This window comes from Pseudoalteromonas sp. T1lg23B (assembly GCF_002964665.1).
Classification (GTDB): Bacteria; Pseudomonadota; Gammaproteobacteria; order Enterobacterales; family Alteromonadaceae; genus Pseudoalteromonas.
On the sequence record NZ_PQBZ01000007.1, the window covers coordinates 89414 to 113515 of the forward strand.

The 24102-nt window shown below is 44.0% G+C and carries 18 protein-coding genes; 9 read left to right on the top strand and 9 right to left on the bottom strand.

Features of this window, described 5'->3' with window-relative positions:
- Nucleotides 1-3 precede the first annotated feature (3 nt).
- Nucleotides 4-804, top strand: a complete 801-nt coding sequence (locus tag C2M32_RS03235; RefSeq protein WP_105167079.1) for a symmetrical bis(5'-nucleosyl)-tetraphosphatase — start codon at nt 4-6, stop codon at nt 802-804.
- Between the two features lie 116 nt (nt 805-920).
- Entirely contained in the window at nt 921-2936 is a 2016-nt protein-coding gene (locus tag C2M32_RS03240; protein ID WP_105167080.1) for a methyl-accepting chemotaxis protein, read from the top strand.
- A 156-nt stretch (nt 2937-3092) separates the two neighbouring features.
- Here the strand turns inward: C2M32_RS03240 and tkt are convergent, their stop codons facing one another.
- Entirely contained in the window at nt 3093-5084 is a 1992-nt protein-coding gene (tkt, locus tag C2M32_RS03245) for a transketolase (protein WP_105167081.1), read from the bottom strand.
- A gap of 265 nt (nt 5085-5349) precedes the next feature.
- Here tkt and metK point away from each other — a divergent pair, with 265 nt between their 5' ends.
- Nucleotides 5350-6501, top strand: coding sequence for a methionine adenosyltransferase (gene metK / locus C2M32_RS03250; RefSeq protein WP_105167082.1), 1152 nt, complete (start codon nt 5350-5352; stop codon nt 6499-6501).
- Between the two features lie 52 nt (nt 6502-6553).
- Here metK and C2M32_RS03255 read toward each other — a convergent pair whose 3' ends face one another.
- Complete coding sequence (locus C2M32_RS03255) at nt 6554-7495, bottom strand: AraC family transcriptional regulator (RefSeq protein WP_105167083.1); 942 nt, start codon at nt 7493-7495, stop codon at nt 6554-6556.
- Between the two features lie 97 nt (nt 7496-7592).
- On the opposite strand from C2M32_RS03255, the gene C2M32_RS20415 reads away from it, so the two are divergent.
- Together C2M32_RS20415 and C2M32_RS03260 are read left to right on the top strand one after the other, a co-directional pair.
- Complete coding sequence (locus C2M32_RS20415) at nt 7593-8003, top strand: hypothetical protein (RefSeq protein ID WP_158678086.1); 411 nt, start codon at nt 7593-7595, stop codon at nt 8001-8003.
- Nucleotides 7993-8808 carry a sterol desaturase family protein gene (locus C2M32_RS03260; RefSeq protein ID WP_105167084.1) on the top strand — a complete coding sequence of 272 codons (816 nt, stop codon included), beginning with the start codon at nt 7993-7995 and terminating at the stop codon, nt 8806-8808. Before C2M32_RS20415 ends, C2M32_RS03260 begins: the two co-directional genes overlap by 11 nt.
- 22 nt (nt 8809-8830) lie before the next feature.
- On the opposite strand, the gene C2M32_RS03265 is transcribed toward C2M32_RS03260, so the two are convergent.
- The 4 genes from C2M32_RS03265 to C2M32_RS03280 form a co-directional block, all read right to left on the bottom strand.
- On the bottom strand, nt 8831-10648 hold the full coding sequence (locus C2M32_RS03265) for an FAD-dependent oxidoreductase (protein ID WP_199886106.1): 1818 nt from the start codon (nt 10646-10648) through the stop codon (nt 8831-8833).
- A 128-nt stretch (nt 10649-10776) separates the two neighbouring features.
- Nucleotides 10777-11694 (bottom strand): DMT family transporter, encoded by a 918-nt coding sequence (locus C2M32_RS03270; protein WP_105167085.1) that lies wholly within the window; start codon nt 11692-11694, stop codon nt 10777-10779.
- A 127-nt stretch (nt 11695-11821) separates the two neighbouring features.
- Nucleotides 11822-12484 (bottom strand): START domain-containing protein, encoded by a 663-nt coding sequence (locus C2M32_RS03275; RefSeq protein WP_105167086.1) that lies wholly within the window; start codon nt 12482-12484, stop codon nt 11822-11824.
- A 6-nt stretch (nt 12485-12490) separates the two neighbouring features.
- Nucleotides 12491-14011 carry a CYTH and CHAD domain-containing protein gene (locus tag C2M32_RS03280; protein ID WP_105167087.1) on the bottom strand — a complete coding sequence of 507 codons (1521 nt, stop codon included), beginning with the start codon at nt 14009-14011 and terminating at the stop codon, nt 12491-12493.
- Nucleotides 14012-14176: 165 nt separating this feature from the next.
- Here C2M32_RS03280 and C2M32_RS03285 point away from each other — a divergent pair, with 165 nt between their 5' ends.
- On the top strand, nt 14177-14821 hold the full coding sequence (locus C2M32_RS03285) for a TIGR04211 family SH3 domain-containing protein (RefSeq protein ID WP_105167088.1): 645 nt from the start codon (nt 14177-14179) through the stop codon (nt 14819-14821).
- Between the two features lie 47 nt (nt 14822-14868).
- Here the strand turns inward: C2M32_RS03285 and C2M32_RS03290 are convergent, their stop codons facing one another.
- Nucleotides 14869-15354, bottom strand: coding sequence for a winged helix-turn-helix transcriptional regulator (locus tag C2M32_RS03290; RefSeq protein WP_105167089.1), 486 nt, complete (start codon nt 15352-15354; stop codon nt 14869-14871).
- 285 nt (nt 15355-15639) lie between these two features.
- On the opposite strand from C2M32_RS03290, the gene putA reads away from it, so the two are divergent.
- Both putA and C2M32_RS03300 read left to right on the top strand, forming a co-directional pair.
- Nucleotides 15640-19443: a bifunctional proline dehydrogenase/L-glutamate gamma-semialdehyde dehydrogenase PutA gene (putA, locus tag C2M32_RS03295; protein ID WP_105167090.1), complete on the top strand. Its 3804-nt coding sequence runs from the start codon at nt 15640-15642 to the stop codon at nt 19441-19443.
- Between the two features lie 172 nt (nt 19444-19615).
- Nucleotides 19616-20854, top strand: a complete 1239-nt coding sequence (locus C2M32_RS03300; RefSeq protein WP_105167091.1) for an HD-GYP domain-containing protein — start codon at nt 19616-19618, stop codon at nt 20852-20854.
- A gap of 3 nt (nt 20855-20857) precedes the next feature.
- On the opposite strand, the gene C2M32_RS03305 is transcribed toward C2M32_RS03300, so the two are convergent.
- Nucleotides 20858-21916: a general secretion pathway protein GspB gene (locus C2M32_RS03305; RefSeq protein WP_105167092.1), complete on the bottom strand. Its 1059-nt coding sequence runs from the start codon at nt 21914-21916 to the stop codon at nt 20858-20860.
- A gap of 10 nt (nt 21917-21926) precedes the next feature.
- Nucleotides 21927-22841: an ExeA family protein gene (locus C2M32_RS03310; protein ID WP_105167093.1), complete on the bottom strand. Its 915-nt coding sequence runs from the start codon at nt 22839-22841 to the stop codon at nt 21927-21929.
- Between the two features lie 103 nt (nt 22842-22944).
- Between C2M32_RS03310 and C2M32_RS03315 the strand changes: the two genes are divergently transcribed.
- Nucleotides 22945-24054: a tRNA nucleotidyltransferase gene (locus tag C2M32_RS03315; RefSeq protein ID WP_105167094.1), complete on the top strand. Its 1110-nt coding sequence runs from the start codon at nt 22945-22947 to the stop codon at nt 24052-24054.
- Nucleotides 24055-24102: the final 48 nt, after the last annotated feature.

The window sequence follows — 24102 nt, forward strand, 5'->3', positions numbered from 1 at the left end:
ACTATGGCTCAATACGCGATTGGTGACTTACAAGGTTGCTATAAACCCTTTGCGCAACTGCTCGAGATTGTTGACTTTAACCCTAGCCGAGATCATTTGTATCTGGTTGGGGATGTCATTGCCCGTGGCCCTGATTCTCAGGCCTGTCTCGACTTTTTATGTCACAACCAACACGCGATTAGCATTACGCTGGGTAATCACGATTTACATCTTTTAGCATGTGTCGCACTTAACAAAGCACCCAACCCAAAAGACAAGCTTGAGAACGTATTTGCCAGTAGTAGATTATCTCAATATGTTGCGTTATTGCGCGCTCAACCACTGGCTGTGTTTCTGCCCGAGCTTGATACTTTTATATCTCATGCTGGCATACACCCTGATTGGAGCGTATCACAAGCAATGGAACTCGCCCAATTTGCCCAACAATGCTATCAATCAGATGAAGCGCTATCATACTTTGCAAACATGTATGGAGAGCATCCGAAACAAGCTCTCAATAAATTGAATTCTCATGATAAATTTAAAGCTGTAGTAAACACCTTTACCCGTATGCGATTTTTAGATGACAAACAGCAATTGAATTTGAGCAACAAGGGACCTGCGAGCTCAGCCAAGGTGCTTAGCCCATGGTTTAAGCATGAGCGTTTTAAGCACGATAGAACTCGTTATATTTTTGGTCATTGGGCGGCACTTGAAGGTAAAACCAATATGAAGAATATCATTGCCTTGGATACTGGATGTGTCTGGGGTGGTCCAATGACCATGCTGGACCTACAAACAAGTGAGTATTTTTCAAGCAAATAAGGTATACTCGCCTAGTTTTACTGAATTTTTTAGTCGCTTCTGCTATAAAATACTTAACTTATCCTGAATGAAACCGATAAGTTATTCAATCCTATTAGTAAATTTATGGAACCTGTATGAACTTGACTGTTAGCCAAAGAATTTGGGGTGGCTTTATATTTATCACCCTTTTACTGCTGTTAATTGGCGGAAACTCCTTGCTAAGGATTGCAAATATCGATAGCTCTACACAACAGGTGAATCGATTGTCACTCCCTGCTCTAGATAAAAGCTCAGAGTTACAAGTAGAGTTTTCATTAATGAGTAAAATGGCGCAAGGAACCTTCTACGCGCAAACACAGCCTGAATTGGATAAACTGAAATCGCAATTTAGCAAAAGGCAGCAAGCGTTTGAAAAAACCTATGCACAGCTACAAGAAGTTGTACAGGCAAATCCCAAGTTATCAAGTAGCGCTAGAGATGTAGGTAAAAGCTTCAATACCTTTATAAAGTCGGTAACTAGTCTACAAAAAGATAAAGCACTTGAACTCGAACTACGTAAAACACTCAAAGTACAGCTGGAAAACATCGAGTTAAACGCAGAAGATGCCACAACCGTTGTTTTGGATATCATAGATTTAGACGATCTGAAAGAGCAAAATGCCAGAGCCTATCAAGCCGCCACAAGCATGGAGAATAACTTTTCCTCTGTGGTAACCAATAGCACAGATATGCTCTCCATAGACAATCTTAATACGCTGTCAATTGTTAAAAACGATCAAAGCTACCTTGTTGAAGAACTGACACGCAATATGGCACTAATGAAAGGCCCTGTGGAAGCGTTAGATGCCGATTTATTCGCTGATTTAGAGTCATATCATCAAGCATTAGAAAAGAATATAACTGGCAATCAAAGCTTATATGAAAACAAAAAACGTTTACTCAATGCGCTTGATATGACGCGTAAAGAATTACAAGACTCTGAACAAGCCACTCAAGGTGCCATCAAGCAACTAGATGAACTTCTGGACGAAGCAAGTAAAGTCGCGTTTAATCTGCAACAAGGTGTGCGTGAAGACGTGGCTGCGGCTAACTTGTGGACATGGATCGGTATGATAGTCGCCACACTCATGGCCATTGTGGTTGCATATATTACTGTGAATTTAATTACCAAGCCTTTAGCTGAAGTAAACCGCGTACTAACCATCGTTGCGCGTGGCGATATGACGCAAAGACTAGATGATTCTGCAAAAGATGAATTCGGCGAATTATCACGTAGCTGTAATACTCTTATTTCAAGTCTACGAGAGTTGATTACAGGTATCGTTTCTCGTTCAACACAACTTGCAGCAGCGTCTGAAGAAACATCAGCTATCACCACTGAATCAAGCCAAGCGATCCGTAATCAACAAGCGCAAGTCGAGCAAGCGGCTACCGCGACAACGCAAATGAGTAGTACGTCACACGGCGTCAGTAACAGTGCACATCAAGCATTGTTAGAAATTAAAAATGCCGACAAAGAAGCCGAGCGCGTAAAAGGGATTTCTTTTGAGAATAAACATACCATTGAGCAATTGGCACGTGAGGTAGATGAGGCCTCAGCGGTGATTAACAAACTACATCAAGATAGTGCGTCAATTGGCGGGATCTTAGATGTGATTCGTGGCATCGCAGAGCAAACCAACTTGCTGGCGCTCAATGCTGCAATTGAGGCTGCCAGAGCGGGCGAACAAGGCCGTGGTTTTGCCGTCGTTGCCGATGAAGTGCGCTCACTAGCCAGCAAGACTCAAGAGTCTACTCAGGAGATCCAATCAATGATTGAATCGCTACAAGCTGGCGCTGAGGAAGCGGTAAGAGCCATGTCTAAGGGTAAGCAACAAGCCGAGTCTTGCGTAGAGCAAAGCGATCTGGCCAACGAAGCGCTGAACAGCATTACACTTGCCGTATCTCAAGCTCATGATGTGAGCGAAGAAATATCGAACGCCGCCAATGAGCAGCAACAAGTAGCTCAGGAGATCAGTGAGCGACTTGAGTCTATCGTTTCGATTGCAGAACAAACTGCTGAGGGTGCAAACCAGACGTCAATCTCAAGCAGTGAAGTAGCGAAGCTTGCAGAAGAATTGAGACAGTCAGTAGAGCAATTTAAAGTTTAAGCTGACGGTGATACTAAGAAGCGCCCTTGAGGCGCTTTTTTATTGTCTTTTTTACACGCTGGCTTACGAAGTTTTAGGTGTCAAAAGCGATTTATCTAATATCTAATATAAAAAAAAACCCGCAAGCGCGGGTTTTTGATTTGATTTACTTAGTCATTAAAACAAGCTGTTTGCCTTGTTTACCACATTTTGTACTGTGAAGCCAAAATGAGCAAATAGCTCATTGGCAGGTGCTGACTCACCAAAGGTATTCATGCCAACCACTGCGCCGTTTAGACCAACATACTTGTACCAGTAGTCTTCGATCCCCGCTTCTACAGCCACGCGACGTGTCACCGAGCTTGGTAATACGCTTTCTTTATATTGCGTTGATTGGGCATCAAACACATCGGTTGATGGCATAGAAACAACGCGCACTTTCTTACCTGACTCGCGTAGTTCTTTCGCTGCGTCAACGGCAAGTTGTACTTCTGAGCCTGTGGCAATCAGAATTAAGTCTGGGTTGCCATCACAACTCAATACATAACCGCCTTTTTTAATTGCCTGCACTTGCTCTTCATCACGAGCCTGCTGTTCAAGCCCTTGGCGCGTGAAGATCAAAGACGTTGGACCATCTTTGCGCTCAATCGCTTGCTGCCATGCTACTGCTGATTCAACCTGATCACATGGACGCCAGTTAACAAGGTTTGGTGTTAAACGCATACTTGCGATCTGCTCTACAGGTTGGTGTGTAGGACCATCTTCACCTAGACCAATCGAGTCATGCGTGTACACAAAAATGCTTGGTTGCTTCATCAACGCAGCCATACGTACCGCGTTACGCGCATATTCCATAAACATTAGGAAAGTCGCACCGTAAGGTACAAACCCTTTGTGAAGCGTAATACCATTCATAATGGCTGACATGCCAAATTCACGCACACCATAGAAAATGTAGTTACCTGATGCGTCATCCGCAGTTAAACCTTTTGAACCTTCCCACAGCGTAAGGTTGGAGCCAGCAAGGTCAGCAGAGCCACCCATAAATTCTGGTAAAATCGGTCCGTATGCATTGAGTGCATCTTGAGATGCTTTACGAGTTGCTGGATTAGCCGGATTTGCTTGCAACTTGGCGATGTATGCTTCGGTATGCTCAGTCCAGTTTGCTGGTAACTCACTGTTCATACGGCGCTCGAATTCAGCCGCCAACTCTGGGTATTCCATTTGATATTCAGTGAACTTAACAAGCCACTCGCTCTGCTGCTGCTGGCCTCGTGCTGTAGCGTCCCATTTTGCGTAAATATCTTCTGGGATTTCAAATGCACCATGCTCCCAACCCAAGAACTCACGCGCAGCCTTAATTTCTTCATCTCCTAACGGCGCACCATGACAATCATGACTACCTGACTTGTTCGGAGAACCATAGCCAATGACGGTTTTACAACAGATCAATGTTGGTTTATTAGATTCAGCACGCGCAGCCTCGATTGCCGCTTTAATCGCCTCGCTATCATGACCATCAACATTTGCAATAACATGCCAGCCATATGCTTCAAAACGCTTTGGTGTATCGTCGCTAAACCAACCTTCCACTTCACCATCGATTGAAATACCGTTGTCATCCCAAAATGCAATCAGTTTTCCAAGGCCAAGTGTACCGGCCAGTGAACACGCTTCATGAGAGATACCTTCCATCAAGCAGCCATCACCTAAAAACGCATAAGTGTAGTGATCAACAATATTGTGCTCACCACGGTTAAACTGAGCCGCTAGAGACTTTTCGGCAATCGCCATACCAACCGCATTGGTGATACCTTGACCAAGAGGACCTGTGGTGGTTTCTATACCCGGAGCATAACCATATTCAGGGTGGCCCGGTGTTTTTGAGTGCATCTGACGGAAGTTTTTTAGATCATCAATCGATAATTCATAACCACTCAAATGAAGCAAAGAATAAATTAGCATTGAGCCATGACCATTTGACAGAATAAATCGGTCACGATCAGCCCACTCTGGGTTACTCGGATTATGCTTTAGATAGTCGCGCCAAAGCACTTCAGCGATGTCCGCCATGCCCATTGGGGCACCAGGGTGACCAGATTTGGCCTTTTGAACCGCATCCATTGATAGAACACGGATTGCATTTGCAAGTTCTTTGCGAGATGGCATGAATTCTCCTACCTTTAAGTTTGTTATGCGCGGGTGTTGAAAGTCCCCATTCTTACTTATTTTTGGGCCAAACTGCAACGTAAAATGCCAGAAAAAGTTGCTTCGAGCCGTGATTTTCGGGCCTTACAAGGCATTTTTATGAATTTGGACGTCTAGGCGTAAAAAAACTAGGCATGTGCTCAAAATTTCGTTAAAATACCCGCCTTATTTTTTTCGCGCTTATCCATGTTGTTTGTGAAGCGCAATGTTTATGAGCATAAATAAAATGGCAAAACACTTATTTACTTCTGAATCGGTTTCTGAAGGTCATCCGGATAAAATTGCTGATCAAATTTCTGATGCGGTACTTGATGCAATCTTAGAACAAGATCCAAAAGCACGTGTTGCGTGTGAGACTTACGTCAAAACCGGTATGGTTATGGTTGGCGGTGAAGTGACTACAAGCGCTTGGGTAGATATCGAAGAATTAACACGTAAAACTGTACGTGAAATCGGTTATACGCACTCAGACATGGGCTTTGATGCTGATTCGTGTGCTATTTTAAATACCATTGGTAAGCAATCACCAGATATTAATCAAGGTGTTGACCGTGCCCGCCCTGAAGATCAAGGCGCTGGTGACCAAGGTCTAATGTTCGGTTATGCATGTAACGAAACTGATGTGTTAATGCCTGCACCTATCACATACTCGCACCGTCTTGTACAGCGTCAAGCTGAAGTGCGTAAAAGTGGTGAACTAAGCTGGTTACGCCCTGATGCAAAATCACAGGTTACTTTCGCTTACGAAAACGGTAAAGCGGTAGGCATTGATGCGGTTGTACTTTCAACACAACACTGTGACTCAATCTCGCAAAACGACTTAGTTGAAGCTGTGATGGAAACCATCATCAAACCAGTACTTCCTGCTGAACTTATCACTGAAGCAACCAAGTTCTTCATCAACCCTACGGGTCGTTTCGTGATCGGTGGCCCAATGGGTGACTGTGGTTTAACTGGTCGTAAGATCATCGTTGACACATACGGTGGTATGGCACGTCACGGTGGTGGTGCATTCTCTGGTAAAGATCCATCAAAAGTAGACCGTTCAGCAGCTTACGCAGCACGTTATGTTGCTAAAAATATCGTTGCAGCTGGTCTTGCTGATAAGTGTGAAATTCAAGTTTCTTACGCTATCGGTGTTGCTGAGCCAACATCTATCAGCGTTGAAACATTCGGTACTGGTAAGCTAGAAGAAACACGTTTGATTGAAATCATTCGTGATCACTTCGACCTACGCCCTTATGGCATTTTGACAATGCTAGACTTAGAGCGTCCAATTTACCAACCTACTGCGGCATACGGTCACTTCGGTCGTAATGAGTTCCCGTGGGAGAAAACAGACAAAGCTGAAGCATTAAAAGCAGCAGCTGGTCTTTAAGTATCAAGCTTAAGTTAAAAAAGGTGCCAATTGGCACCTTTTTTATTGGCGGTTATCTGGTACTTTGTTGTTTTTTTCGCACATATTCACTAGGCGATTGACCATACCAACGTCGTACCGCGCGATTTAACGATGCTTGTTCGGCATAACCTAGCAGTTCGCTCAACGCCTGCTTGCTTAAGACGTCACAGAATAAAGTAAAACGACGCTTGCGTTCTTGCTCCACCAGCTTACTAAAACTCAAACCATGTGATTTTAAATGTCGCTGTAAAGTGCGCGCTGAAGTACCTGTCATATCTGCTAACTGCGTGACCGACATTTGCTGTAAATCGCAACTATGTAAGGTTGGCTGTAACTTAGCAAGCCAACTCTGATCGCTGCTATAAGCTCGGTGTAAGTCTTGGATCAGCGGATATAAATTAGCGTTAACCAGCTCATTTTTGGTGAGAATAGCTAGGTTTAAAAACTCGCTGTCGAAAGTGATAGCATTACGTATTGCTTTGTCACTCACTGTACAACCAAACCAAGATGCTAAACGCCGCACCTGCATATCAGTATAGTGACTTGTGAGTTCCACATGATGTGGATAAAGGGTTTTCCCAGTGATCTTTCTTACCATAGCCACCCACCCCGTCATGTTGCGCAAAATTGCCTGACGGTTATTCTCATAGGGCTGCCATGCGATACATGCTTGTCTATTTGATTGACTAAATTGACACACCCCGATATCTGCCACCGTTTTATCAAACAATAGCAACGCATCCACGGCTTCTAATAACGTAGTCGAAGACTCAACTAGATATCCCAGCAAGCCATAATGGGCACTATCTACTTGTTTGCCCAATTCAAATCCCCATAGAGGATCGTCCTGCTGCTTCGCTCCCTCATCTAACGCAGCAAAATATTGCGCCATGGGAATCCGGCTTTGTAGCAGCGTATTAGCGGGTAAATAATCTGCGATAACTTGACAATACTGACGGCAAACATCAAACATAATGGCGCATAATGACAAAAAATTGAATGATTGAGGTCAAGTATGCCGCGTCTTATGACGTTATGCTAGCGCAAGGACACCACAATAACGCGAGAAGATGATGAGACTGCTCGATATATATGTTTCCTTGCCCTTGGATAGCCCGCTGACTTTGGCTCAGCTTTGCGATACACACATTCTCAGCAAAATCTTCAAAGGCCAATTTCACCCCTTACCCGAAATCAATCAGCAAGCAAGACGACGCGTAACGATGCGCGGACACTCTTTCATTGAAGTTATCACCCATATCAGCTCACAGCGGTTATGTTATGAAATAGAAGGACAAGGGCCCATTAGACATCATCAGGGCGTGATCTCATTAACCGAAATGAATACTCATCTTAGACTCCGATATCAGATCTTTGGGTTGAGTAATACGTTACTTCCCAATTGGTTACTAAAACTGATACTGCTGTACGACTTCAAAACAGCACTACGTCGCTTAAGGAAGCTCAACCATGCAAGCTGACTATATCCTCTTAGCATTAAGCCCTGTGTTTGCCATTGCCATCCTCTTGGAATATCGAAAAGCCAAAGCCAGCTATACGCTCAAAGAATTTGCCTTAAATGCCACTTTGGCCTTGTCACATCAAGCAGCAGATCTGCTGTCACTCATTTTACTGATGCCGATGTTTCATTGGCTATACCAGCATGGCGCACTCTTTACGTTCGAGATCAATGGTTACACGCTGCTCGCAGCATTCATCATCCAAGACTTTTTATATTACTGGTTTCACCGTGCCAGTCACCATTGTAACTGGCTGTGGGCAGCGCACATCGTTCATCACAGCTCCATCAATATGAACTTTTCTACCGCTATGCGACAAAGTCTTTTTTATCCCATCGTCGGTATGTGGCTATTCTGGCTTCCGTTGGTTTTATTGGGATATACACCCGAACTAGTGATGTCGATTGTTGCACTTAACCTAGCCTATCAGTTTTTTGTACATACCGAACACGGCCCCCAATTAAAATGGTTCGGTAAGGTTTTCAACACTCCCACTCATCACTGTTTGCACCATGCTCATAACGCCTGCTACATAGATAAAAATTTTGGCGGTGTCTTGATTATCTGGGATAAATTGTTTGGCACATTTGCTCAACCTGAAGCCTCTCAGCCCCCAGAATACGGAGTTACCGACCGAGTTTATCGCCTTTCATTGGTAGACGTGCTTTTGACTCCTTGGATACTACTAGCACGTCATGTGCAGAAACAACCCACTTGGCGAGCCAAATTAAAGGTATTGCTGGGCAGTCCTAAAACACTAGAATAGACACTGCCCTTTCGCTGACTTATCAATTAAATGATGGTTTTTCGAGTTCGAAGATGTTGTAATCATCCTTGATGTAGGACTTTTTAATCTCAACTAATCGCGCATAGTTTTGTTGAAAGTAAACCGGTGTTGGAATTGAGGCATCCTTAAAACTGATAAACGCGCCATATGCTCCCTCTATTTCGGTATTTCTACTCGCAGAGATCCAATCCATCGCCCGATTTGTGTCTACATAAACGGCGTTGTTTTGTAGTTCGAGTTTATCCTTAACACTTTCATTCCACCAAGTTTGATATTGAATGGTATACAAGCACTCTCGGTACGGAAATGACACTCCAAGCGCATTACAATCTTCTTTAAGGTTGTGGTAGAAATCTCCCACAATCGCTCCCAAAGTCACATAACTAAATAACCCGACCGAAGGGTTATCTGCTTGAATAAGTGGTGAGGTTAAAGACATCAATAATTGCTCATAACCTCTATCACTTAGGCCATCTGGTTTTACTAATTTAGAGGTTATTTTATGTGGTGCAGGTGCGTCGTAATCGGGGGTGAATGCTTGCTTTTGCTGCAAATCTTGGTGCAATGGCATGTCTTGGTCTGCAAGGCTTTCTCTTGCCCAATTGCTGAGCAGCGTGTGATCATAACTATAGGCAGGTGCACCACTGGCCTTTGTCTTTCTTTTGAGCTTCACTTTACCGCCTACCTTGGCACATGTAATTTTTGGCTTAGCAGCATTATTTTTTATGGGTCCAAAAGCTTGGTCAATAAAGTCTCGCATAGCCTGCTCTGTGCCCTGCCAATAACCGTACATAGTACAAGGATGGTACAATTGGTCATATGGTAATGCACAATTACCAGCGTCTTCTGCGATAGCATTGACTTTCAAGTTTGTGCCTAATAGATCGGGTGTGTCAGTCGCCTTTATCGCATCTTCCCACGCTTTAAGTATTTCTAGTGTTGGCCTTTGACATAGAGGTTCATAACGACCTTTTTTTGATTTTGAAAGTGTATTCCATACAACCTCGAATCGATGTATTTCATCGGGCAACTCGAATGTTTTTACCTTCAACTCGGTGACAATCCCCCAACTCATACCGCCACCACCACGCAGTGCCCACAGGATCTCGGGCTCACAGCTTTCACTTACCTCGACAACTTCACCATTACCCAGTACCACTGTCGCGGCAACTAAATGTTCACAACACATACCATACTTGCGAGTCCACGGACCCCAACCACCGCCCTGAATAAAGCCTGTTAAACCGACGGTCGCACAAGTTCCATGCGCTATCATGCGGCCACATTCAGCTAATTTTGGTGTTAGTTGGTAAAACCGATAGCCTGCACCTATCGTTGCAACTTCTGTACATGAGTTGTAGTGAAAGTGCTTGATGCGACTCACATCAATTAAAATGGTATTACTGCCACTGCACTCCCCTTCATGGTCATGACCACCTGCTCGCACTCTAATGGGTAAATTGTATTTGACGGCTAACTTATAGATAAATTGCACTTCAAGCGTTGATTCACACAATGCAATTGCAAAAGGATGTTGCTGAAAACGCGTATTGAAAATCATCGCTTCGGTTTGATAATTATTCAGACCTGCAACATCACTCAACCCATTGATGGCCTGGCTAAGAAGGCGAGACTGACTAAAGCCGCCTTCAATTGCAGCTTGATAGAACAGCTTAAAGTTATTCACCGTTTCAGCGAACACCGCTTGCACTTCACGCCTTTGATTGTGGGGATCGGGGGTATCTTGTGCGGCTCTTTGGGTAAGTTGTTCCGTTAATCCAATAACAACGTCTTGTATTTGTGATTGTTCACTATGCATGCTTATGTATCCTTATACGTGTAGCTAAGTTCCACAGTTAAGTATTATGGATTTTCACATGATGACCTATTACACAGCGTTACATTATGAACAATTCGAATGCGCCTTTTTAAGATATGTAAGCGTTCCTATTGGGAGCGCTTACTATTGATCAAATAAACTGCCATAAGCGCTAATAGTGCTCCACACGCTACGGGTAATGACAGCGGCTCAGAAAAGTACCATGCTGACAATCCCATCGCCGATGCAGGGACCACAAAAATAAATGAACTAGAGCGATTAGAGCCTAACTGTTGGTTAGCTAAGAAGAATACACTCGTTGCGACACTCACAACGATAACAGACAGAAATAACATGTGCTGCCAATAGAAAGCAGAATACTGGCCCATGCTCGTCAACGGAGAATGTTCATATGCGAAGCCATAACTCACAAGTGTAGCGCTGCCATACATAAGCGTACTAAATAACAAAAAATCAGCAAAGCGAGTGCCTTGCTGACTCACTAAGGTCAAAATAGCCCAAGTAAATGAAGCCATAATAAAATACGCGTTACCTGTGGCGACAAGTTGATGATAATTAAACTGCCAAATCTCAATCATACACAGTCCACCCGTAAGCCCTAAAGCTAAACCAAGCGCCTGCAACTTACCAATCGTTTGCTTAAATACCACGATCGTCAACAAAAAGGTTAAAACCGGATTGGTGGTAGTAACCAACATGCCACCTTTGCCTGGTAACCCATCATGTAATCCTAAAAAGAACAGTTGGTTATACAGCGCTAATATGATGCCTGCGGGTAGTGACCACAGTAAGGCTTTACGTGAAAACCTTAACCGGACTAACTTGAAATGGTTAACTAAGAACAATATGGGGATCATGCCTAACGTCGCCATTGCAAGCCGATAAAAGACTGTCACAGGTGCTGGCGCTAAGTCTGCGATATACTTCCCAGAAATCCAACTGGCCCCCCATACCAACATCGCCATAATCAACATAACGATAATGGGAGAGTCTGAGGGTCGTTCCGCTTGAGTGAGTGTGTTCATATTACTCCTGAATAAAATAAAGCGCCTGCATAGTGGGCGTGTACGTTAAATCGGCTAGTGCTACACGGTTTCTATGTATCATGAAAAAAGATCACTGGCGTGGCAAAACTGCGATTGTCCCTAAGAGTTATTTCACCTCTTGTCGGTTGAATGTCTCGCAGTTACCTGCAACAAATGCGCTTGGTGAAAACTGATATTTTTCATCGGATATAAGTCCATTGAGAGCAATAAAGCTGTTACGGATATTTTTCAGCGCGGTTTTGTTTACCAACCAATCTGGCAGTGTGCCATTTGGATCAGCGTAAATTTGATGTTCAATGTTAAGTCCCTGCTCAGTTTCTTTTAGCAGCCAGTAACCTCGTACCGGTTCAACCCGAATAGCGTTACTTTTCGGTGCATCAACCTGAACACTCACTATGTCCATACGATAATCGCGTTCATTAATTTGAGATAGACACGAGTGAGTCACCATATCTCGATTACTGACAGGCCAAGGAGAATCAAAGTAAGTATAAACAATCGCTTGCGCTAAATTTGGACGGGATAATACGGTTACAGAAGATACACTGCTAAGCCACTGTGGTGCAGCTTTGGTATCATTCATCACATTGAGTAATGAATCAACCGAAGCCCCGGTATAAAAGGCATTCACTTTCACATAGTTAATACCACTTTCGTGGCGCATATAAGCTATCTGCAGGTCATCACTTTTATACCAGTTACGCCACTGTGCCGCTGAACACGAGAACGTGCTCATTGCAATGGTCGCTATCACAATGAGCTTTAACATGCGAAATTAACGCCAATATGGAAAGCTTTTGAACGACACACTGCGGCTTTGTTCCATCGCCCCCACCAAAAAGTCAGCTTTCTTTTCCAGCCAAACTTGAATATCCGCTAGGCTTTGAGATTCCTGCCCTTGGCACAATTGCATCAGATACGACAATGTATCCAATTCATAAATACCATATACAATGTCAATCCACGGTGTTCTAAACTCTTGTCTCGCTTCTTTGTCATATAACTCGCCCAAACAATTACCATTGAGCAGAGTATTCTCTAATCGGGCTCTAAGGTGCAGATAGTCGCCTTTTGACAGCACTTTCCCTTCTGGAAGTAATTGGTGCAGTTCTTCCCAATCTCGGTCGAATAACTCTCTTGCGACATCACTTAGCGGCATCTGAGCGGCATTGAGCGCTGTTTGATCCCAGTTTTGACGCCAGCCTTTGTCCAACAACCAGCGCGTCAACGATAAAATTAAGCGGTTATAACGCGCACAGTGAAATAGATCTTCGATGTCAGTTGGCGTTGGCTGAACATCTTTCAAGTCATCTATAACTTGTGCCAACTCTGGGGCATTGCTAATTTTCTTGTAGTAAGCATGTCGCTTAGATGTGTAGGTTTTTAGATGAATCGCATTTTCAACCCACTCAAGCTCACTAAGAAGCCATTTTAGTTCGCTGCGCAAGTGCTCCGTCGATGACTTATCAACAATGGCATTAAATAATCTAAAACTGTGACGGATCAAAGTGATGCCATCAATAACGCGTTTAAGTGTTTTTAAACTTGGCTTATCAAAGTAGCACTGCTCATGTTTTTGTACGAACTGGATACCATAATTAATCGTTGCGATAAATGCCTGCTCTTGAGTCGTCCCATGTTGTAAAGGCACAAAACCAATGAACTTATTGGGCTTAAGAGGAGTGTCATCCGCCAAGCGATAACCCCGAGCAGCTTTTGAATATAACCCCAAACGCATACCTGAGACGTTTATCAAGTGATCTGCTAATAAAAACAAATCGCTTCGCTGGCCTTCCACCAACTCAATTTCTAGCTCTGAAATGGCTTCGACTTGTCCTTGGGCAACAATTTCCCCTTTATCCAAAACCACTTCTATCTTACTCCCTTGTTCCGTTTCTATTAACCAGGTACGGCGAATAAAATTAGTACTGAAGATCGGGAATAAGTTTTCATTTATAACATCTACTTGCATACCATGTGGCCAAATCCCCATGTCAAATGCAAGTAGGTTAGGACGGCCAGAGTCTAGCGGTAAATTGTATTCTGGGCGCTGATGCAACCCTCCGACAACTTCTCCCGCTAACTTTATGGTTTGCTCGCATTCATCATCACAGCAACGGGTACGCAAACCTATGTCTAAAGCTCGCAATTCGCGACTCGGCGTGTCGAAGTAAGCATTTTGAAGATTCTTTGCGGGTTGATTAACAACGGTTTTCGCAAACTGCGTGATGAGTCCTGGGATCAGAGGAACTTCATTGTCTGAAAGTAAAAACTTCAGTTCTATTTCAGTGTCCATTTGGGCAAGCTAATACCTATGTAGTTATTGAACGCTCAAAATATACAATGATAGGCTTGTTTGCAAACTTTTTACCGCAAGTTCAGTGAAGTTTCATCGCCGACTTGCTATTAACGACTTAAATCCATACTATTTCTACAAACTATCAAAAACTTGGGTCGACCTATGTTAAACAGAATTGTTTTGCCAACGCTGCTGGTATTATGCTCACACTTTGCTGTAGCACAAACAGAAGAAACACAGTCACCAGTGGAAGAAGCAACTACCACTGAAACAGCACCTCCATCAATTCAAGCGGGGGATGCTGCATATATCGTTGATAACTTGTTTATTTATATGCATTCTGGCCCAGGAAAGAACTATCGAATTTTAGGCTCAGTCGACGCAGGTACAGCGATTTCTGTCGTCTCTAATGAACAGAATGAATTTATTCAGATCATTGATGACAAAGGCCGTGAAGCGTGGGTTGAGGCAAAATTTGTTTCAAGAGAGCCGGGCTTAAGCCAGCAACTTACTCAAGCAAAAGAAGCGTTGGAAAATAGCCAAAGCGAAATTAATTCATTACGCGACGAGCTCCCTACCTTACAGCAAGCAAACAACGATTTAAGAGCAGAAAACCAACGTCTACAACAAAGTATTACAGAATTACAAACCGCGTTGAATGAGCAGCAGCAAGCTAACATCAACAAAAAGCAAAAAGCGCAACATTTACTGCTTTCATATGGCGCTGCCATTGCACTAGTTGGGTTACTGTTCGGGGTTATACTTACGTTATTGCTGTCACGTCGTAAACGTTACGATGGTTGGTAAACACATAAAGCTATTCTTTAAAAAGGTCGCAATTGCGACCTTTTTTATTATAAGTTGAGCACCTCTACACCTCTATCAGACTTGATATGCTCAATAACCATGTAGGTGTGATTGGTGCCAACACCGGGTATCTCAACTATTTGCCCCAATACTTCACGGTATTGGCGCATATCCTGAACACGGATCTTCAACAGATAATCAAACCCGCCAGCCACCATATCGCAAGAAACAACATTGGGTAAATCCACAACATGCTGTTTAAAAGTATCAAACACCGACTCTGTCGAACTTTTCAGCGTGATCTCTACATGCGCGACCAGATGTTGTCCTAGTTTCACTGGATTTAATCTAGCTGTGTAGCCCTCAATATAGCCCTCTGACTCAAGTTTTTTCACTCTATCAAGGCACGGACTGGGACTTAAGTTAACCGCCTTGGCTAAATTTACGTTCGATATACGGCCATTTTTCTGTAAGACATCTAAAATAGCTAAATCAATGCGATCAAGTACGCGAGTTTTGATTGAAGTAGTCATTCAGCATTTTATTCTGTGAGAGTTAATAATCTCCCGCTAATTTACCGTAATCGGAAAAAATAAGACAGCATATACTGCTGTATTTTGGATAGAATGGCGGCGAATATTGATATACAACCGAATGCGTGATGGCGATATTTTAAACACCAGAATCATTATGATATGGTGCATTCAACACATTGCATTTAATTTGTCGTAATTAAACAGGCTGGGCCTGCTGCACTACACCAAGGGTGCTGGTACTAATTACATGTATTTTTGACTCTACACTATTGAGGGTTGCTTATGCTTTATAACGGCGATTTGACAACTAGCTGTCCTATCCGACAAAAAATCCGTGACTTCTACCGAATTGATGAAAATGAAGTTATCGATCATATTTTGCCGCTTGCTGAGGTAGGCGTTACGGCTCGAAGCCGAGCATGGGAACGTGCGCGTCAATTGGTTTTAAACATTCGTAAAGACCAAGACGGCCAAAATGGCGTTGATGCCTTGTTGAATGAGTTCTCACTTTCTACAGAAGAAGGTGTGGTACTGATGTGCTTGGCAGAAGCGTTATTGCGAGTTCCAGATAAAGAAACACAAGATAACCTGATCCGCGACAAGCTAGCTAAAGGTGACTGGAGTTCACATTTAGGCAGCAGTGACTCTTTATTCGTTAATGCGTCAAGTTGGGGCCTGTTAGTGACCGGTAAAATGGTTAACTACACAGATAAAAATAAAGAGCAGCAATTTGGTGTATTGAAAAAAACCATCGGCCGTTTAGGCGAGCCTGTGATCCGCAAGTCAGTAAACTTTGCGATGAAGATTATGGGTAAGCAATTCGTGATGGGTCAAAATATTGATGAAGCCATCGAGCGCGCAGCGGAAAAAGAGCAAAAAGGCTACGTGTACTCATACGATATGCTAGGTGAAGGCGCTCGCACAATGGCTGACGCCGAGCGTTACTTCAACAGCTACATGACCGCTATCCATGCTATTGGTAAAGCAGCCAATGGTCGTGGGCCAATTAAGAGCCCAGGTATATCAGTTAAACTCTCTGCTATTCATCCTCGTTACGAGTTTAGCCACCGCGAGCGCGTGATGAGCGAAATCGTGCCTAAATTAAAAGAGCTGGCATTGGCTGCTAAAAAGTACGACATCGGCTTTACCGTCGATGCGGAAGAAGCAGATCGTCTAGATATTTCTCTTGATATCATTGAAGCAGTATTCTCTGACGATGAACTAGGTGATTGGCAAGGTTTCGGCCTCGCTGTTCAAGCTTATCAAAAACGTGCGATTTTCGTGGTTGAATGGTTAGCTGACCTTGCTCGCCGCGTAGGCCGTCGTTTAATGGTTCGTCTCGTTAAGGGCGCATACTGGGACACCGAGATCAAGACCACTCAACAAGATGGCTTAAATCACTTCCCTGTGTTTACTCGCAAGGCCACAACAGATGTGTCATACAAAGCGTGTGCAATTAAATTACTTGAAGCACGTGATGTGCTGTTCCCTCAGTTTGCAACGCACAATGCTTATACAGCGGCGACCATTTTAGAAGTTGCTAAAGGTGATAACCAAGGCTTTGAATTCCAACGCCTACATGGCATGGGTGAGTCGTTATTCGACCAAGTCGTTGAAAATGAAAAAATTCAATGTCGTGTCTACGCCCCTGTTGGTCAACACGAAGATTTGCTTGCCTACCTAGTACGTCGTCTATTAGAAAATGGCGCAAACTCCTCATTCGTAAATGCCATTGTTGATACATCTAAGCCAGTTGAATCATTGCTGCCAGACCCAGTTGAGACCCTGCAAGGTCTTCGCAATAAATTCAACAAGCAGATCAAACTGCCAATCGAATTATATGGTGATGAACGCCCCAACTCAAAAGGGATGGACTTAACGGATATCAATACGTTGACACCGTTTAAAGAAAACCTAGACAATTGGTTTAGCGAGCACTTAATCGACGAGAGCCAAGTAAAAGAAGGCCATCTAGCGGTGCGTAACCCTGCCAATCACAAAGAAGTGGTAGGTCAGGTTCGTGTCCATCAAAGTGATGACATGCAAGCCATGCTGGAAAATGCCGACAAAGCGTTTGCAAGCTGGTCACAAACTCCTGTTAAAGAGCGTGCTGACTTGCTGCGCCGTGTTGCTGACATTTTAGAACGCCATCATGATGAACTGGTTGCTATCTGTATCAAAGAAGCCGGTAAAGTCGCCCAAGATAGTATCGATGAAGTACGTGAAGCCGTCGATTTCTGTCGCTACTACGCCGCTCGTGCAGAAGAGTTAGCACAGGATGAGCGCTTTGAAGCACGTGGGGTTATTTTATGTATCAGTCCATGGAACTTCCCTCTGGCTATCTTCTTAGGTCAAGTTGCAGCTGCAATTGTGACGGGTAACACTGTTATCGCAAAACCAGCCGAGCAAACCAGCTATATAGCATTACGTTGTATTGAATTAATGCACACGGTTGGCTTACCTGAGCACGTTGTTCAACCTGTTATTGCGCGTGGTAGTGAAGTCGGTAAGCACATTTTGCCTGATGAGCGTATTCAAGCGGTAATGTTCACAGGTTCGACTGAAACAGGTACTTTGATTTCGCAAATTCTTGCCGAGCGCAACGACATTCAGGTGCCATTGATTGCAGAAACCGGCGGACAGAACTGTATGATTGTGGACTCCACAGCGCTACCTGAGCAAGTGGTTGACGATGTCATTTCTTCTGGCTTCCAAAGTGCTGGACAACGCTGTTCTGCTCTGCGTGTATTGTTCCTGCAAGATGATGTCGCTGATGGCATCATTACAATGCTAAAAGGTGCGCTTCAAGAACTACATGTTGGCGACCCATCGTTACTTTCTACCGATGTTGGTCCGGTTATTGATGAAAAAGCTCTGAACACCTTAACTTCACACGTTGAGTACCTTAAGAGCAATGGTAAATTGTTGTTTGAATCTAAAATCCCAGACAACAGCGAAAATGGTGCATATTTCTTTGCCCCACGTTTGTACGAAATTGCTGATTTATCAGTACTCAAACGTGAAGTATTTGGCCCAATCGTGCACATCGTGCGTTACAAAGCGAACGAGTTAGACAAGGTAATTGACCAGATCAATAACACAGGTTACGGCTTGACCATGGGTGTGCATTCACGTATTGAAGAGCGCTGTCAGTATTTAGCCAAAATGTCTCGTGCTGGTAACGTATACGTTAACCGCAACATGATCGGTGCCATCGTCGGTGTGCAGCCATTTGGTGGTCGCGGCTTATCTGGCACAGGCCCGAAAGCGGGTGGCCCTAACTACTTGTATCGTTTGGTGAAAGAAAAAGCGTCACCTGAAAACGTACAAATGACCAACCTGACTTCTGATGAGCTTGAGACCCATGATTTCCCAGGTGCTGCAGAACAAGTTGATTTACTGATGCGCAACTCTATGCGCGATGAAAAAATTTGGCGCAATACGGCGCTGAATGACCGCGTATCTTCTGTTCGTCAGCTGCTTGCTAAGATAGCAACTGTTGAGATCATCGATGAGTTGGCCGATGACTTAGCTAAAACACTTGCCGATGCTCGTGCACAGCTAAATAGACTTGAAAAGCGTATGCGCACCTATACGACCCTACCAGGTCCAACGGGTGAATCAAATACCTTACACCTAGAACCTCGCGGTTGTGTGGTGTGTTATGCGGACAAGAGTACTTCGTTTAACTTCTGGGCTATTTCTATCATCACGGCACTCGCCGCTGGTAATACCGTGATCACGGTAGCGTCAGAACTGTTCTACGAAGAAGCACAAGCGTTCAGAGATAAGTTTATCTCAACGGGTATTGCCGAAGGGGTATTCCAAGTTGCGAAGCCGAACCAGCTACAAGCTATTTTGGCACATCCACATCTATCAGGTGCGGTTGTCGCGGCTCGATCTTCGCGTTTGGGTTATTTCAGTCAGCAGCTTGCTGCACGTTCAGGAGCAATTCTGCCGGTGATCAGTGCTGAATACTATGACACGCTAATCAACCGTCTAGTTACTGAAAAAACCATCAGTATTGATACCACAGCATCAGGGGGTAACACCTCATTGATGACCTTGGTTGAAGACGAAGAATAAATCGATTTATCGTAAATAAAAAAGCCAGCATATGTTGGCTTTTTTTCTGCCCCAGTGATGCCATTCGTTGGTAAAAACATCCTAAATTCTCATCATAATTTATTCTTACTGCGCTTTTATTTGAAGGATTCTTTGCTAACCTTAAATTACTTGCCATTTCTAAGATACTACCGTGAAAACCATAGATATCAGTGAGTTAAAACCTGGGATGTTCGTTGTTGGCGTGACCAAACAAACTGGGCATGTGAAAGTGAAAAATCAAGGCTGGGTGAAAACACAAGATGGTATCCAACATCTACTCAAAGCAGGTGTTATGGCTGTAGAAATAGACCCTGATAAAACCCTTGGTACGCCCCAAGAAGCCCCCCAAGAAACCAATGAGCAACTCAAATCAGAACCAACACCGGAGCCTGTTTTACCATCAAAAAGCGCTTCTCCAAAAGCTCATGACCCATGGCATAAATCAACCTCAATAGAAAGTGAACTCGATAAAGCCAATGAGCTCTATCAGCAAGCTAAAGCGCTCCAAGAAAAAACATTTTCTGACCTAAAACAAGGGAACCAAATAGACTTATCACCATTTCAGGATACCGCCGATGGGTTGATTGATTCTGTATTTCGAAACCAAGATGCGCTGGCCTGCATCGCGCAAATCAAAGAAAAAGACGCATATCTGTTAGAGCATTCAATTAATGTCGCTATTTTAGTAAGTATTCTAGCCAAGCATTTGTCATTAGATAGACATATTATTGAACAGATCACCCTAGGTGCATTGCTACATGATATTGGGAAAATCCAAGTGCCAGATGAGATTTTGCATAAGCCTGGCGCACTCAGTCATGAAGAATATGAGCAGATGAAACAACACGCTCGTTACAGCTATGACATCGTTTCCGATGCCAAACTTGGCGACATTGCGACTGAAATTGCAGGCTTTCATCACGAGCGCTTAGATGGAAGTGGCTACCCGTTTTGCAAAACAGCGGAGCAGCTTTCCCAATATGTACGTATGGTTGCAATCGTCGACAGCTATGATGCCATTACCTCTGAGCGTGTTTACAAAAATGGAAAAACGCCCGTTGCCGCATTTAAAATTTTGCGAGAGCATGTACCACACCACTATGATGAATCACTTCTCAACGCCTTTATTCATTGTGTTGGCGTATTCCCTGTAGGCACACTGGTAAAACTCAAAAGTCAGCGCGTTGGTATCATCAGTCAAAGTAACCCCGATACACCTCTACAACCCGTGGTCAAAGTTTTTTACCACGCCAAAAACATGCACTACACAGAGGTGCGAGACATCGACCTATCCAGTAAACGTGTGGAAGATGAGATTGAAGCCGCTATTAAGCCAGAAGAATTCAGCCTCAATCTGATGAAGTTCTTTAAACATTCAATGCTGCCATAATACTTATGGCAGCCAGTCTTGCATCGCTTTCATGCTGAACTCATAACCATCAAAATCGAACAAAGCCTGCTCAGGCGTTATTTCTAACAATTTAAGCGCACCGATGCTATCCCCTTCATACAACTCTCGGTTGTTTAGCTTAATCCAACGTTTTTCAGGGTCGGTTGCATAGATATGTGCCTGATAGCGCAATGTTGGCAGTGATTGCTGTAAAGAGTTAGGTAACAATTCAACTGGAGTTGCCCGAGCCGAATCTTTACTGCTGGCAGTGATTTGATGCGGTTGATTGTTTTGTGTTTCAACAACAGCCTGTGCAAATGCCTCTTTTAGCTCTTTTGATACTCCAGCCAATTCGGGGTCTTGCATGTTCTGTGCAGCTGACTGACTGAGTGGTTTACCTAACACCCTATATTGACTTAAATCTTCCGTTGTTCCAGATGCCATTGGCTGTAGTTGAGGTAACTGTTGCTGTGACGAAGCCTGTGGCAAACTTTGCTGAGCAAACTGCGCAGTGCCTTGTGAAGCAACTTGCTGCGGCATTGCGTTAAACACTTGCTGGTTCACAACAGGCACCAATTGCTGTCGATACACCGGCTGACCACTGGCATCCACCCCTATCTGAACCGACATCCATTGGTACTGTACCTGAGGGTTCATAACAGCATTATTTGCCATAGGTTGCGTTAGGGGCTGTGAAGCAGGTATCGGTATCCCTGTGTTAGCCGTTACGGGGGGGGATGCAGGTGTGACTGTGTTTGTCGCCTTCTCAGCTGTGTCGGCAACGGCGACTTTAGCAGTCTCACCGCGTTCCTCACCTGACTCATTCACGCTTTGCTCAGCCTTAGCTTGCTTGGGCTGCTGTTGCTGCGCAAACGAGGATTGCACGAAGTGACCACTTAGGTAGCCCGCAAAAGTGAACCCACCAACTAGCACCACCGCCGACAGACCAAATACCACTGTACGATAGAGTTTAAGTTGTTTTTGGTGCTGGTAAGCTAAGTGATCCTGCTCACTATGCCCTGCTTGCTGCGATTGCTTTAATGCATTAACTAAATACGACATAACTCACCAATTAAAAAACAAATGAAAGAACAAAACCAAACGCGAAGCTTGCTAAAGCTGCTGATGACAGCCACCAAACTTGAGATTTGGCCGGTCTGGATTTTTCAGGGACTAAATTAAGCGGCAACGCCTCTTTGGCGGCCTGCATCGCTATCTTTTTATCCACAACTTGCTGTTGTGCAGAGTAGGCCCCCAATAGGCATCTATCCGCCAGCAGATTCAACAGCCTAGGGATCCCCGCCGTCACTTTATGCATGTAAGCAATCGCATCATGATTAAATATCATCGTTTGACTGCCTGCCTTTTGTAATCGGTGCTGAATGTAGGCATACACTTGTGACTGAGTTAATGGCAGTAAATGATAACGAGCGGTGATGCGCTGGGCCAACTGACGCAACTCATTGCGTTGTAACAGGTGTTGCAGCTCAGGTTGTCCAACCAACACAATTTGCAGTAATTTCTTATGGTCAGTTTCCAAATTGGTCAATAAACGCAACTGCTCTAATACCTCTGCCGCAAGATGCTGTGCCTCATCAATGATCAACATGGTGTGACCACCTGTCGCATGGTTTTCGAGTAATCTGGCTTTAATTAAATCGGTTAATACTTTCAAGCTAGCCTGCTGGGCAGGATAGTCGATTTTCAATTCATCACAAATACTGGCGAGCAGCTCTATCTCTGACAAGGCGGGGTTTAAAATAAACGCTACCTGAGTGGTTTCAGGTAACTGTGCCAGCATACTGCGAGTGACGGTGGTTTTTCCTGTGCCCACTTCACCCGTCAACAATACAAACCCCCCTGCATCTCCCAAGCCATATGTTAAGTGCGCAAGTGCTTCTTTGTGTCTGTCACTTAAAAATAAATATTCAGGATTGGGGGCAATGGAAAACGGTTTTTCGCTTAGTCCAAAATAGCGTAAATACACGATGCGTCTCTTTATTGTTATGATGGTGCCTATAATGGCAAAAAAACACGGTAAGTTAAAACCCTGTTTCTAATTTTGCGTAATTTGTTTATTTGAGGCTAATATGCAAGTGTATCTAGTTGGCGGTGCTGTACGTGATGAGCTTTTACAACGCCCTGTTACCGAAAGAGATTATGTAGTGGTTGGTGCCACACCTGAGCAAATGCTCGCGCTTGGCTACAGCCAAGTAGGAAAAGACTTTCCAGTTTTTTTACACCCAGAAACAAAAGAAGAATACGCCCTTGCTAGAACAGAGCGTAAACAAGGTCAGGGTTATGGTGGATTTATTTGTGATTTTGCGCCAACCATAACACTTGAACAAGATCTATACCGTAGAGACTTAACCGTCAATGCCATTGCTAAAGACCAACAAGGAAACTTGATTGACCCTTATAATGGACAACAAGACATCAACAATCGTGTCTTACGTCATGTCAGTGACGCATTCAGTGAAGACCCTTTACGCGTGTTACGTGTCGCGCGCTTTGCAGCTAGATACCATTACCTAGGCTTTAGCATCGCACCTGAAACCCAACAATTGATGACGCAAATGGTCGCAAGCCAAGAACTGGCCACGCTTACCAAGGAACGTGTTTGGATGGAAATTGAAAAAAGCCTCACTGATGGCCAAATTGAAGTCTTTTGCAATATCTTACAAAAGGTAGGTGCGCTGACTTTAATTATGCCTATGCTCACCTATTGGAGCGAGGAGCATGCAAAGCAATTGGCAAGCGCCATCCAGTCACTTGATAACACGCAAGCAAATTACAAACTCATCCAATTTTGCTTGTGGTTAGCACCTAGCTCACTAGATGCTCTAGAGGGCATTGAACAGCGACTTAAAATCCCAAACAAGTACGCACAAAGTGCCCGTGATTATTGTCAACACCAAGCACTTTTATTACACAGTAAAATCGACGTAAGCGCAGCGCTTGCAATGTTTAATCAGCTTGACCTATGGCGTCGCCCCGAACGCTTTGACCTGCTTTGCCAAGTTGCGCAGAGCGATGCTCAAATACACAATGATGTGATCGATACGTTACAACAAGCCGCACAGGCTGCTCTGGCAGTTGCGCCACAAAGCATCATCGCACAAGGTTTCAAGGGGGTCGAAATAAAGCATCAACTGGCTCTAGCTAGAGAACGTGCGATTAAACAGATATTAATGCCATAAATAAAAAAGCCCGCATTATCCGATGCGGGCCTTGTGAAACTGATGACA